General features: G+C 39.2%; 17 protein-coding genes. 15 read left to right on the top strand and 2 right to left on the bottom strand.

Annotation, left to right across the window (positions count from 1 at the left end):
• Positions 1-145 precede the first annotated feature (145 nt).
• From AB7942_RS06405 to AB7942_RS06395, 3 genes are all read left to right on the top strand, one after another.
• Positions 146-835, top strand: coding sequence for a CoA transferase subunit A (locus AB7942_RS06405; RefSeq protein ID WP_369446235.1), 690 nt, complete (start codon positions 146-148; stop codon positions 833-835).
• Positions 836-859: 24 nt separating this feature from the next.
• Positions 860-1,528 carry a 3-oxoacid CoA-transferase subunit B gene (locus tag AB7942_RS06400; protein ID WP_369446234.1) on the top strand — a complete coding sequence of 223 codons (669 nt, stop codon included), beginning with the start codon at positions 860-862 and terminating at the stop codon, positions 1,526-1,528.
• A 115-nt stretch (positions 1,529-1,643) separates the two neighbouring features.
• Entirely contained in the window at positions 1,644-1,898 is a 255-nt protein-coding gene (locus AB7942_RS06395) for a YqkE family protein (RefSeq protein ID WP_369446233.1), read from the top strand.
• A 38-nt stretch (positions 1,899-1,936) separates the two neighbouring features.
• Here AB7942_RS06395 and AB7942_RS06390 read toward each other — a convergent pair whose 3' ends face one another.
• Positions 1,937-2,848 carry an aldo/keto reductase gene (locus AB7942_RS06390; RefSeq protein WP_369446232.1) on the bottom strand — a complete coding sequence of 304 codons (912 nt, stop codon included), beginning with the start codon at positions 2,846-2,848 and terminating at the stop codon, positions 1,937-1,939.
• 63 nt (positions 2,849-2,911) lie between these two features.
• Entirely contained in the window at positions 2,912-3,043 is a 132-nt protein-coding gene (mciZ, locus tag AB7942_RS06385) for a Z-ring formation inhibitor MciZ (protein WP_369446231.1), read from the bottom strand.
• Between the two features lie 71 nt (positions 3,044-3,114).
• On the opposite strand from mciZ, the gene AB7942_RS06380 reads away from it, so the two are divergent.
• The 12 genes from AB7942_RS06380 (at position 3,115) to spoIIAB (ending at position 13,507) form a co-directional block, all read left to right on the top strand.
• Positions 3,115-3,669 (top strand): NUDIX hydrolase, encoded by a 555-nt coding sequence (locus AB7942_RS06380; protein ID WP_369446230.1) that lies wholly within the window; start codon positions 3,115-3,117, stop codon positions 3,667-3,669.
• Positions 3,666-4,829, top strand: coding sequence for an endonuclease Q family protein (locus AB7942_RS06375; RefSeq protein WP_335712525.1), 1,164 nt, complete (start codon positions 3,666-3,668; stop codon positions 4,827-4,829). The genes AB7942_RS06380 and AB7942_RS06375 overlap by 4 nt, the downstream gene beginning before the upstream one ends.
• Positions 4,830-4,957: 128 nt before the next feature.
• Complete coding sequence (gene spoIIM / locus AB7942_RS06370) at positions 4,958-5,605, top strand: stage II sporulation protein M (RefSeq protein WP_088088867.1); 648 nt, start codon at positions 4,958-4,960, stop codon at positions 5,603-5,605.
• A 118-nt stretch (positions 5,606-5,723) separates the two neighbouring features.
• Positions 5,724-6,188 (top strand): ferric iron uptake transcriptional regulator, encoded by a 465-nt coding sequence (gene fur, locus AB7942_RS06365; protein WP_369446229.1) that lies wholly within the window; start codon positions 5,724-5,726, stop codon positions 6,186-6,188.
• A 308-nt stretch (positions 6,189-6,496) separates the two neighbouring features.
• Positions 6,497-6,724 carry a YqzK family protein gene (locus AB7942_RS06360; protein WP_088088865.1) on the top strand — a complete coding sequence of 76 codons (228 nt, stop codon included), beginning with the start codon at positions 6,497-6,499 and terminating at the stop codon, positions 6,722-6,724.
• Between the two features lie 5 nt (positions 6,725-6,729).
• Entirely contained in the window at positions 6,730-7,617 is an 888-nt protein-coding gene (gene xerD / locus AB7942_RS06355; protein ID WP_369446228.1) for a site-specific tyrosine recombinase XerD, read from the top strand.
• A 222-nt stretch (positions 7,618-7,839) separates the two neighbouring features.
• Positions 7,840-9,036: a phosphopentomutase gene (deoB, locus tag AB7942_RS06350; RefSeq protein WP_369446227.1), complete on the top strand. Its 1,197-nt coding sequence runs from the start codon at positions 7,840-7,842 to the stop codon at positions 9,034-9,036.
• 2 nt (positions 9,037-9,038) lie between these two features.
• Positions 9,039-9,857 carry a purine-nucleoside phosphorylase gene (locus AB7942_RS06345; RefSeq protein ID WP_335712012.1) on the top strand — a complete coding sequence of 273 codons (819 nt, stop codon included), beginning with the start codon at positions 9,039-9,041 and terminating at the stop codon, positions 9,855-9,857.
• A gap of 76 nt (positions 9,858-9,933) precedes the next feature.
• Positions 9,934-11,238, top strand: coding sequence for a pyrimidine-nucleoside phosphorylase (locus AB7942_RS06340; RefSeq protein WP_369446226.1), 1,305 nt, complete (start codon positions 9,934-9,936; stop codon positions 11,236-11,238).
• Between the two features lie 144 nt (positions 11,239-11,382).
• Positions 11,383-12,573: a D-alanyl-D-alanine carboxypeptidase family protein gene (locus tag AB7942_RS06335; protein ID WP_369446225.1), complete on the top strand. Its 1,191-nt coding sequence runs from the start codon at positions 11,383-11,385 to the stop codon at positions 12,571-12,573.
• Positions 12,574-12,715: 142 nt separating this feature from the next.
• The gene (spoIIAA, locus tag AB7942_RS06330; protein WP_168244969.1) at positions 12,716-13,066 is read left to right on the top strand and encodes an anti-sigma F factor antagonist; all 351 of its coding nucleotides are present in this window, start codon (positions 12,716-12,718) and stop codon (positions 13,064-13,066) included.
• Positions 13,067-13,507, top strand: coding sequence for an anti-sigma F factor (gene spoIIAB / locus AB7942_RS06325; protein WP_088088858.1), 441 nt, complete (start codon positions 13,067-13,069; stop codon positions 13,505-13,507).
• The last annotated feature ends 3 nt before the right edge of the window (positions 13,508-13,510 follow it).

Here is a 13,510-nt window from a genome sequence, read left to right as displayed (position 1 = left end):
TCCCCTTCTGATAATCATACTTTCATTGTAGTGATGTTAATTTCAAAAAAGCGAGAATAATAGAAAATTTGAAAAAAAATAAGAGGATTACTGTGATTTTACTAGAAATAGTAAAGGGAAAATGGGATTAGGGGGAGAAACCAGAATGAAAAAAATATGTACATCCTTTCAGGATGCAGTTACCGGAATTCATGATGGGGCTACATTAATGGTTGGTGGGTTTGGTTTGTGCGGCATACCGGAAAACCTGATACTTGCATTGGCAGAAAAAGGCGTAAAGGATTTAACGGTTATTTCAAATAACTGCGGGATTGATGAGTGGGGTTTAGGACTTCTATTAAATAATAAACAAATCAAAAAAATGATTGGATCATATGTTGGTGAAAATAAAGAGTTTGAGAGACAGGTTTTAACTGGAGAACTCGAAGTAGAATTAACGCCACAAGGTACATTGGCTGAAAAAATCAGGGCAGGCGGGGCCGGAATCCCAGCATTTTATACACCAGCCGGAGTTGGAACACCGATTGCTGAAGGGAAAGAAACGAAGGTTTTTAACGGGAGAGAATACCTTTTGGAAGAGGCGCTAACTGCCGACTTTAGTCTTGTTAGGGCATGGAAGGGCGACAAAATGGGAAATCTCGTTTACCACAAAACAGCGAGAAACTTCAATCCGATGATTGCAGCTGCTGGAAAAGTAACGATTGCTGAAGTGGAAACACTTTGTGAGATTGGTGAATTAGATGCTAATTTTATTCATACCCCTAGTATCTATGTACAAACAATTATCGAAGGAACACAGGAAAAACGAATTGAGAGATTGACAGTGAGAAAATAGTGTTGGGAGAAGGGAGAGAGCGGAATGGTGAATGAAATTGTCTCCGTTAGAGAGAGAATTGCGATAAGGGCTGAGAAGGAAATAGAAAACGGATTTTATGTAAATCTAGGCATAGGTATGCCAACCCTTGTTGCTAATTTTATGTCAGCAAATAAACAGGTTGTCTTGCAGTCTGAAAATGGTCTTCTTGGCATCGGACCCTATCCAGGTGAGGATGATGTGGACCCCGATTTAATCAATGCTGGTAAAGAGACCGTTACGGCAATTAGTGGTGCAGCCTATTTCGATAGCGCCGAATCGTTTGCGATGATTCGCGGCGGGCATGTCAACTTAGCGATACTCGGTGGAATGGAAGTATCTGAAACAGGTGACTTAGCTAACTGGATGATCCCTGGAAAGATGATAAAAGGAATGGGTGGTGCGATGGACCTTGTCCACGGGGCACAAAAAATAATTGTTATCATGGAGCATGTAAATAAAAAGGGTGAATCAAAAATATTGAAACAATGTACGCTTCCCTTAACAGGTAAAGGGGTAGTTAATCGAATTATTACCGAGCGTGCGGTCATGGATGTAACGGATTCTGGGCTAAGGCTCGTGGAAGTTGCTAACGGGTATACGATTGAGGATGTTGTCAATTCTACTGAAGCCACATTGTATGTGGACGAAAACGTGGTACTTGAAGCTTATTAAAAATAACAAGTAAGAGCAGGCTGACTATGATTAAGCATAGCCTGCTTTTTTATATGGGCGATGCTTGGTGACATGGTATAATATAAATGAAATTTTGATGATGGAGGCGTTTTGAATGAAAAAACAATCTAAACAAAAAAATCAATCGAAACCCAAAAAAGATGATTCAGCGGTAACGCTTGGCGATATGATCAACCCAAATTTATTCAAGCAACTAAAAGAGCAACAAGAACAGCTTAAAGCAGCAGAAGAAAAAAGAAAAGAGGATGAAGAGGTAAGAAAGAGAGAAGAAAGACGATTAAAAGAAAAAAACAAATCATTTGCAGAACTATTAAATGAGAGCGGCATGAACTGGAAGGAGTTTAAATAAAAACAATATAAAAAGGAGGGCGTACGAACGCTCTCCTTTTAACGATGTTCTTTATAAATGCCAGCCTTCGTTAACTCTCTAATTACTGAAACTTCTTCCTCAGAAAGCGGCTGACTTCTGACTGCTTTCGCATTACTCCTAATTTGTTCAGGACTACTGGCCCCGGCAACAACAGAGGCTACAACAGGATGGGCCAGATTATACTGTAGGGCTATCTCTGTAAAAGAGCGTGTGGCTGCTACCTTTTCCTTTAACAACGGCAAGACGTCATTCAACTCGGTTAAGCTGTAGTCTTGATACCCCTTCTCAGTTACCTTCTCAAGCATTTTATCACTTAAAAGACCTTTTGCGAGCGGTCCGCGGGTCACAACGCTAAGCCCATGTTCCTCTAGCAGTGGCAAGGCTTCTTCCTCAGGGCGGCGGTCTAAAATACTGTATTGCATCATTACTGATACGATACTGGCCTTTTTAACATATTCCCTTATAACATTTGGTCGAATTGATGAAATGCCATAGTAGCGAATATAACCTTCAGCTTTTAATTCTTCAAACGCTTCAATGGTTTCATCAATTGGATCATTGATTGTCCCGCCGTGTAGCTGATAAAGATCGATATAGTCGGTACCCAGTCGGTTAAGACTTTGTTTGACTTCTTCCTTTATATAGGACTTCGAAGGGTCCCATGACCATCCCTTCTGATCTTGACTCCAGCGATTCCCAACCTTTGTTGCAATAATGACTTTTTCACGGACTTCCTTCAATGCTGCCCCAACTATTTTTTCATTTTCACCAAAATCATATAAATCGGCCGTATCGAAATAATTAATCCCCTCCTCAAGTGAGGCCTCAATAATTCTCCTTGCGGTTTTCTCCTCGGTTCCAATCGACATACAACCAAGCCCCAGTTCTGACACATATAAATCTGAATTTCCTAGTCTTCTCTTTTTCAAAAACTCACCCCGTCCTTTCCTACAATTTTATTAAAGAAAAGGACAGACTACAATCAAAAGACTTTATTTTTGATTCACCTTTTCAATCCATTCGGAAAAGGTGAAATAATCTTTGTTGTATTCTTTTAGTTTCTGAAGTATTTCCCATCCTTTTCCAACAAGAATGATTCCTTTATCATGAACGTACACCTTCATTCCATCCCCCTCCAAATAAAGTATGGTAAAATGTATGAGCAGATTAAAGGAATAGAACAGGAGTGACCCATATGAGCAATCTCGAAGAAAAAACACTTCATAGTGAAGAAATTTTCTCAGGAAAAGTAATCAGTCTTCATTTACAGGATGTACAGCTTCCGAACGGGAAACAATCGAAACGGGAGATCATTAAACATCCCGGGGCTGTCGCTATTTTAGCCATTACCGACAACAAGAAAGTAGTAATGGTTGAACAATACCGGAAAGCACTGGAACGAACCATTGTTGAAATTCCCGCCGGAAAGCTGGAAAAAGGGGAAGAGCCTGAGCTTTGTGCTCGCCGTGAACTGGAGGAAGAGACAGGCTATGAGTGCGAGAGCCTTGAATGGCTTACTTCTTTTTACACCTCGCCGGGATTTGCCGATGAAATCGTTCATGTCTATGTTGCGACAGGACTAAGCAAAAAAGAAAATGCAGCAGCACTTGATGAGGACGAGTTTGTTAATCTAGAGGAATTAACTCTGGAAGAAGCAGTTCAATATGTAAAAGAACAAAAAATATATGATGCTAAAACGATTTTTGCTGTTCAATACTTACAATTGCAAGAGGCGTTGAAAAATAAATGAATCGCTACTATGTAGATTTACATATACACATTGGACGTACCTGGACAGGGAAGCCGGTAAAAATCACCGGTGCCAAGTCTCTAACGTTTACGAATATCATTGAGCATGCACGGCACGAAAAGGGACTTAATATGGTTGGGATCATCGATAGCCATTCGCCTGAAGTCATCCTTGAAATGGAAAGTCTTATCCAAAGTGGAGATGTAGTGGAACATCCGGACGGTGGGTTAGTGTTTGGTGATTTAACGGTTATTCCCGGTTCTGAATTGGAGATTTATGACGAACAATCTAACGGTCCAATCCACTTGCTTATGTTTTTTCCGAATCTTTCCGTGATGAGGGAGTTCTCATCCTGGCTGTCAGGTCACTTAAAAAATATTCAACTGAGCTCACAACGGATCTATGCAACGGGTCTTGTTTTGCAAAAAAAGGTAAAAGAATTAGGTGGAATCTTCATTCCTGCTCATGTTTTCACGCCTTTTAAAAGTTTATACGGGAAAGGTGTGAGTCATTCACTTACTGAGGTATTGGACCCGGAATTGATTGACGCAATTGAGCTTGGATTAAGTTCTGATACGACTATGGCGGATCAAATAAAGGAATTACATGACTATACATTTGTTACGAATTCTGATGCCCATTCGCTTGCAAAAATAGCCCGTGAATACCAAGTTATTGCGATGAAGGAACCAACATTTTTAGAGTTGCAGAAAGCATTAAAGAAGGAAGATGGACGTAAAATTATCGCAAATTATGGTCTTGATCCATTGCTCGGTAAATACCATAAAACAGTTTGTGCAGAATGCCATCATCCTGCTGCTGATGAGGATCAAATATGTACGCAATGTGGAAATAAGAAAATTATTAAAGGTGTAGCTGACAGAATACTTGAACTGAAAACGGCTGAACAAGGTCCAGAAGACCGTCCGCCCTATATCCATCAAGTCCCGCTGGAGTTTATCCCCGGCTTAGGACCTCGCTTACTTGAGAAGCTGGTTGATCATTTTGGGAGTGAAATGGCGATTTTGCATGATGTACCCTATGAAGGATTGAAAGAGGTTGTCCCGGAAAGAATCGCCGACCTTATCCTAAAAGCAAGAGCGGGTAAAGTAAATCTAGCAGCCGGCGGCGGTGGGAAATACGGAAAAATTTCAGACTAAAAAAAGATGAACCCCGGTAGCATAAAGCTATCGGGTTTTATTATGTAATCTATTAAAATGTGGGAATAGATATACTAGACTGGCATACAATGTATTAACTGAACTGAGAATAGTAGGAGGATACGCAAATGAAAAAACGATTGTACCAGTCCGATGCCGCTAGTTATTTCCGTGAGCATTCCTCAATTTTTTTGTTTATTGTTGTCTTATTTTTAATGGGAGTAATCTTTGGGGCAATTGTTGTAAACAGTATGAGCATTACTCAGAAGGAAGATTTATTCTACTATTTATCACAATTTTTTGGCCAAGTCTCGAGCGGAAAAGAAGCAGAAGACAATGATTTATTCCTGCAAAGCCTTTTCCATAATAGTAAGTTTATTGGGCTTATGTGGATACTAGGAATTTCAATCATCGGTCTTCCAGTGATTCTTATTCTGTTATTTATTAAAGGAATGGTAGTTGGGTTTACCGTGGGTTTTCTTGTCAGTCAAATGGGCTGGCAGGGCTTTATGCTCGCCTTTGTTTCGATTTTGCCTCAGAATCTGATTATTATTCCCGTATTCATAATGATGGCAGCATTATCAGTGATTTTCTCACTTCGAATGATCAAAAAGCAGTTTATGAAAAAATATGCCCAGCCAATCCTTCCTTTTTTTAAAAGTTATATTTTAACCTTGATTGTAGCGGTAATATTTATAACTGCAGCATCTGGGATAGAGGCCTATCTTTCGCCTTGGTTAATGAAAACCATCATTAGTTCAACCGTTTTAAAGTAATTATTATATAATACTTAATATAGAATATTGTTTATTGTAGTTTATAATAATTTTATTTTGATTCTCAATTGTCATCTGTTATAATGAGAATTAACAGTGGCGAGGGAGGGACTTCAGGATGGAAACTAGAATTGAAAGAATTAAGAAACAGTTGCATTCAGCAAGCTATAAACTAACACCTCAGCGTGAGGCAACCGTTCGAGTTTTATTGGAAAATGAAGAGGATCATTTAAGTGCGGAAGATGTATACCTCCTCGTGAAAGAAAAATCGCCTGAAATTGGTTTAGCAACTGTTTATCGGACGTTGGAATTATTAACGGAATTAAAAATTGTTGATAAAATAAATTTTGGGGATGGGGTTTCTCGCTATGACCTTCGCCAGGAGGGTGCAGCCCATTTTCATCATCATCTTGTTTGTATTGAATGTGGTGCCGTTGATGAAATTCAAGAGGATTTACTTGAAGATGTAGAAGCAGTTGTGGAACGCAAATGGAATTTTAAAATAAAAGATCATCGCCTCACTTTTCATGGGATCTGTTACCGATGCCAGGATAAAGATAAAGAGGAAGAAAAAGCGGATTAACCAATGAAAGCTCCTTGAAAAAAGGGCTTTTTTCTTTTTGGCTGTGTTAAAGATTTTACACACTCTGTTGATTGTAGCGGAATGCGCGAGACTCCTGCGGGAGTACGGGGCAGGGGAGACCCCACAGGCGCTTAGCGCCGAGGAGGCTCCCCGGAACGCCCGCGGAAAGCGAAGTGCATGGAGCGGAAATCAACAGACAAGTTTAACAGATTAAAAAAGAACTTCCCCTATATTACCAATGACTAGGTATAAAATTTATCTATTTTGGCATACATTTTACTAGATGATTGGAAATTGGGGGAAGCGGGATGATCTTATTTTTAAAAGCAGCATTAAAAACCTTAAAGGTCTTTATCATATTCACAGGGTGCACGATTCTTTTCTATTATGGTATTATGTTGGTAAATGAAGAATATCAAAATTATCATCGCTATGATGAACCGGAAGGAGCTGCGCTAAAAGTTTCGAACGCAGTGTATGAGGAGGATTCTTCCTTGTTAGATCGGCTGATGTTGTTTTATTTAAATGGGGAGTAAATGCGATGGACGAGCAAATAAAGGATTTTATGGATTATTTAACCGTTGAAAAAGGTTCAGCCAAAAACACAATTATGGCGTATGAGAGAGATTTAAAAAACTATCTTCATTATTTGATAAATGTCGAATCCGTCCATTCTTTAATTGATGTACAACGTGTACATATTGTCCACTTTTTAAGATTTCTAAAAGAACAGGGGAAATCCTCGAAAACATTGGCACGGCACATCGCCTCTGTCCGTGCATTTCATCAATTTTTATTAAGGGCCAAGGCAACAGATCAAGACCCATCTGTTCAAATAGAAACACCCAGACTTGAAAGATCACTGCCCAATGTATTGAGTTTACAAGAAGTAGAAATCCTGCTGGACGCACCTAATACACAAGATCATTTTGGAATAAGGGACAAGGCTATGCTTGAACTGCTATATGCTACAGGTATCCGTGTTAGTGAACTAATAGGTCTTGAGATTGATAATATTCAGTTAACGATGGGGTTTGTTCGTTGTAACGGGAATAAAGAACGAATTATTCCCATTGGACGTGCTGCAGCTGATGCCATAAAACATTACCTGGAAGATGGGAGACCTCGGTTTACATCCGCAAAGCAACAAGATCATGCTTTGTTTTTAAACCATCAAGGAAAGCAGCTAACACGCCAAGGGTTTTGGAAAATATTGAAAAAGCTTGCTAGAGAAGCCGGAATAGATAAAGAACTAACACCACATACCCTTCGCCATTCTTTTGCAACGCATTTGTTAGAAAATGGTGCTGATTTACGAGCAGTCCAAGAAATGTTAGGTCATGCAGATATCTCTACCACACAAATATATACACATGTTTCAAAAACAAAGTTAAAAGACGTATATAGTAAATTTCATCCTCGAGCTTAATAGAATGAGAGTTCTATAAAAATCATATAATTGTCAAAAAGCTGCCTGAAATTCGGTGGCTTTTTCCTTGTAATTTCTAAAACATTTAGTACAATAGAGATGTCAGACTTCTGACGAGTAGATTTAGATTAGATTTATAATACTAAACAAATGAGGGTAACCTATTGTGGTGTAATGTTAATATTTGCAAACGTTTTCTACGGAAAAAGGAGGAAGAATTGAATGGCTGCAAATACATATAAACGTATTTTTATTATCGTAATGGATTCGGTAGGTATCGGTGAAGCACCAGATGCTGAAAAATTTGGTGACAAGGGCGCAGATACTTTTGGTCATATTGCGGAAAGAATGAATGGTCTGAACATGCCAAATATGGGCAAGTTAGGCTTAAGTAATATCCGTGAAGTTAAAGGAATTGAAAAAGCAGAAAAACCGTTAGCGTATTATACAAAAATGATGGAGGCCTCTAACGGAAAGGATACCATGACAGGTCACTGGGAAATAATGGGTTTAAATATTCAAACCCCCTTCCGTGTATTCCCAGAGGGTTTTCCAGATGAGCTCCTCTCTGAATTAGAAAAACGAACAGGCAGAAAAATTATCGGCAATAAGCCTGCAAGCGGCACTGAGATCCTCGTGGAGTTGGGCGAAGAGCATATGAAGACCGGTGCATTGATTGTCTATACTTCTGCAGATTCTGTCCTTCAGATAGCTGCCCATGAAGAAATCATTCCCCTTGAAGAGCAATATAAAATCTGCAAAATCGCTCGTGAATTGACTCTTGACGAGAAGTACATGGTTGGCCGTGTCATTGCTAGACCTTTCTTGGGAGAACCAGGCAATTTTAAACGTACTTCTAACCGTCACGACTATGCATTAAAACCATTTGATCGTACAGTTATGAGTGAATTAAAAGATGCTGGCGTCGATGTCATTGCGATCGGAAAAATTTCCGATATTTATGATGGAGAAGGTGTAACTCAATCACTTAGAACAGTTTCTAATATGGATGGAATGGATAAGTTAGTGGAAACATTGGATATGGATTTTACAGGTATTAGTTTTATAAATCTAGTTGACTTTGATGCTTTATACGGCCACCGCCGTGACCCAGAAGGCTATGGTAAAGCACTGGAAGAATATGATGCACGCCTGCCAGAAGTGTTTGCAAAAATGAAAGACGACGACCTATTAATGATTACTGCAGACCATGGAAATGACCCAGTTGCACCAGGTACGGACCATACACGTGAATACGTACCTTTACTTGTTTATTCAAAAGGCATGAACGGAGGGAAGGAACTCCCGATCAGAGAGACCTTTGCGGACCTTGGGGCAACTGTTGCTGAAAACTTCAATGTGAAACTACCTAACTTCGGAAAAAGTTTTTTAAATGAATTAAATTCAAAAGGGGTATAAAAATGAATGCTGAAAAAATTCAAAATGCTGCAGGATTTTTAAAACAAAAATATGAGAGTACGCCGAGAATTGGTCTTATTTTAGGATCTGGCCTTGGTGTCCTAGCGGATGAAATTGAGAACCCTGTAAAAATTCCATATAATCAGATACCTGACTTCCCAATTTCTACAGTTGAAGGTCACGCTGGACAATTAGTGTTTGGTTTATTAAGTGGAGTAGAGGTTGTTGCCATGCAAGGAAGGTTCCATTTCTATGAAGGATATAGTATGGAAAAAGTAACTTTTCCCGTTCGCGTCATGAAGGAACTCGGGGTTGAAATGTTAATAGTAACCAATGCAGCGGGCGGAGTAAATGAAACCTTCTCTGCAGGTGATTTAATGATTATATCCGATCACATTAATAATATGGGCACAAATCCATTAATCGGACCGAATGATGCCAAGTTTGGTGTCCGTTTCCCTGATATGTCAGAGGCATATACGAAAGAATTACGTGCTGTGGCAAGGGAAATTGCCGACCGCTTAAATATCAAGGTGAAAGAGGGCGTCTATTTCGGAAATCCTGGGCCTGTTTATGAAACGCCTGCTGAAATTCGAATGGTGCGCACTTTGGGCGGAGATGCAGTCGGAATGTCGACTGTACCAGAAGTAATCGTTGCCCGTCACAGTGGTATGAAGGTTCTTGGGATTTCTTGTATTTCGAATATGGCGGCAGGAATTCTTGATCAACCACTTACCCATGATGAAGTTATTGAAACAACGGAAAGAGTGAAAGCTGATTTTCTTCAATATATAAAAGAAATTGTAAAAACGATCGCTTAATAAGAAAGCGAAAGCGGCCGGTTAGCGGCGTGATAAAAATTCTGTTATAAGAAAATTTCGTAAAGTGGTGATTATAATGAGAATGGTTGACTTAATAGAGAAGAAAAGAGATGGTCAGGAACTATCAACAGAAGAAATAAATTTTATTATTAAAGGATATACCGATGGGTCGATTCCAGATTACCAAGTTAGCGCCTTAACGATGGCTATCTTTTTCAAAGGGATGACGGAACAGGAAAGAGCCGATTTGACCATGGCCATGGTTGAATCAGGCGATCAAATTGATTTATCACAAATTAAGGGAATTAAAGTTGATAAACATTCTACTGGCGGTGTAGGCGACACAACCACCCTAGTTCTTGGACCTCTGGTTGCTGCACTTGGTGTACCTGTGGCAAAAATGTCGGGACGCGGCTTAGGCCATACCGGAGGAACAATTGATAAATTAGAAGCAGTAAAAGGCTTCCATGTTGAAATTGAAAATGAAGAATTTATCGACCTTGTTAATAAAAATAAGATTGCTGTCATTGGTCAAAGTGGAAATTTAACTCCTGCGGATAAAAAACTTTATGCTTTACGGGATGTGACAGCAACTGTTGATAGCATTCCACTAATCGCAAGTTCTATCATGAGTAAAAAGATAGCAGCGGGTGCAGATGCTATAGTTCTTGATGTCAAAACCGGCGCGGGTGCATTTATGAAGACACTTGATGATTCTCGGGAATTGGCAAGAGCAATGGTACGAATTGGGAACAATGTTGGCAGAAGAACAATGGCTGTTATTTCTGACATGAGTCAACCACTTGGTTTTGCGATTGGTAACGCGCTTGAAGTCAAAGAAGCGATTGATACTTTAAAGGGTGAAGGTCCTGAAGACTTAACAGAGCTTTGTTTAACCTTAGGCAGCCACATGGTTTACTTAGCAGAAAAGGCTGGCTCATTAGCAGAAGCACGCACCCTGCTTGAAGGTGTCATAAAGGACGGATCAGCACTTGAAAAATTAAAAGTATTTTTAAGCTCACAAGGTGGGGATGCATCAATTGTTGATGACCCTTCAAAAATGCCTCAAGCAAAGTATACCTTTGAACTTGAAGCCAAAGAAGATGGCTATGTATCCGAAATTGTTGCAGATGAAGTTGGTACAGCGGCGATGATCCTTGGAGCTGGACGAGCAACGAAGGAATCTGTTATTGATTTAGCAGTGGGCCTTGTCTTAAGAAAGAAAATCGGTGACCAAGTCAAAAAAGGCGAATCATTAGTAACGATTTACAGCAACTTCGAAAATGTAGAAGAAGTAAAAACAAAGCTTTATCATAATATTAAAATTTCAGCAACAAAAATAAACGCACCAATCCTTGTCCATGAAGAAATAACAGAATAAAACAGGTTAAAGGGTGTCAGGCACCATGTGAAAAATTCACATGGTGCCTGACACCCTATTTTTATTTTCTCTAAGAGGAAATAATTGTATAAAGTTATTAATTTTGGAAAAAATGGATGCTATAAAGAATGGAGGGTTATGCGAATGAAACGATTTGTCTCTGCGATAGTGACATTTTTTTTACTTACAAGTTTAATGAGTACATCTGCTTTTGCAGCTGAAGAAAAAAAGAATGCTGAAGAAAAGAAGAATGCTGATATCGTCAACAATGTAAAATCCGCTATTTTAATTGAACGTGATACCGGTAAAGTGCTTTATGAGAAAAACAGTAATGAAGAGCTTCCACCTGCAAGTATGACCAAAATTATGACGATGCTTTTAATTATGGAGTCAATTGATCAAGGAAAACTTACTTGGAATGAAAAAGTCAGAGCAAGTGAGTATGCTGCCTCGATGGGCGGTTCGCAAATTTTTCTTGAAGCTGGCGAAGAAATGACCACCAAGGAAATGTTAAGAGGAATTGCAATTGGTTCTGGAAATGATGCTTCTGTTGCTATGGCTGAGAGAATTGCAGGGTCAGAAGAAGCATTTGTTGACATGATGAATGATAAGGCCAAAAAACTTGGCTTAAAACATACTTTCTTTAAAAATACGACGGGACTCCCGGTCAGTGGTCATTTCAGCACTGCAAGTGATATGGCTATTATGGCGAAGGAACTATTAAAATATGAAGACATTACGAAATTCACCGGGATGTATGAAGCATATCTTCGTGAAAATACAGACAAAAAATTCTGGCTTGTTAATACCAATAAATTGGTGCGCTTTTATCCTGGTGTGGACGGACTCAAAACCGGCTTTACTGCAGAAGCGAAGTACTGCTTAACAGCAACAGCACAAAAGAACGGCATGCGTGTAATTGCAGTTGTGTTTGGTGCGCCTACATCAAAGGAAAGAAATGCCCAAGTAACAAAAATGCTTAATTATGCCTTCAACCAATATCAAACACGTCCTATGTATAAACGAAACCAGACAATTGCCCAAGTGAGAATAAGCAAAGGGCAGGAAAAGTCTGTGGAGGCTGTAACAAGTGAGCCAATTTCCTTGCTGACTAAAAAGGGCGAAAAAACAGCGGATGTAAAACGTAAGGTGATTATCACTAAAAATCTTAATGCCCCAATTCATAAAGGTGATAAGGTAGGGACCATAAAGTTGATTAAGGACGGAGAAGTGTTTCTTGAAAGTCCTTTATTAGCAAATAAAAATGTAAAAGAAGCTGGATGGTGGACCCTATATAAACGTTCCTTCGGTATGTTTACAAAGGCGGGTAAATAAAGACACTTCCGGTTTTCGGTGTCGAAATAACTAGATATGTCACTTCTTTTAGCGAAAAACGACTAGTTTTGTATTTGGAGAAGGATATTTACACCCGTAAAGAGAATTGACTCACTATACCAGATTAAGGAGGACGTGGATAGTGAGTCTTAATATTAATATGGAAACAAAACATGACGTTCTATGTATTCGTTTAAGCGGTGAATTAGATCACCACACCGCGGATGAACTTCGCGAAAAAGCGATAGCAGTTATTGAAAAAAATGATATTCGTCATATTGTCTTAAATCTGGAACATCTTGCATTTATGGACAGTTCAGGCTTAGGAGTTATATTAGGCAGATACAAACAAATTAAACAGGTGCACGGTGAAATGGTGGTTTGTGCAATTTCCCCTGCAATACAAAGATTATTCGATATGTCTGGTTTATTCAAAATCATAAAAATGGAACCGACAGAAGAATTTGCATTGCAAAGATTGGGGGTGGCCTGAGTGAAGAATGAAATGAATCTTCAATTCAGTGCATTAAGTCAAAATGAGTCCTTTGCCCGTGTAACTGTTGCAGCTTTTATAGCACAACTAGATCCTAATATGGATGAGTTGACAGAAATCAAAACAGTCGTGTCAGAAGCCGTGACCAATGCAATTATACATGGTTATGAAAATGACCCAAATGGAATTGTTTATATTCAAGTAATCATTGAAGATAGTTTAATTGATCTGACAATAAAAGATGTTGGAATGGGAATTGTAGATGTGGAAGAAGCTCGTCAGCCATTATTTACAACAAAGCCGGACTTAGAACGTTCCGGTATGGGTTTTACTATCATGGAGAATTTCATGGATGAGGTAGAGGTTCATTCACAGCCAGGTCGAGGAACCGAAGTTAGATTACGAAAGCATTTACAAAACCGCAAAATGCTTTGCAATTAAGGA

Source organism: Neobacillus sp. BF23-41 (assembly GCF_041106275.1).
Note: the sequence above shows the minus strand (reverse complement) of the source record. Positions and strands in the feature narration are given on the sequence as shown.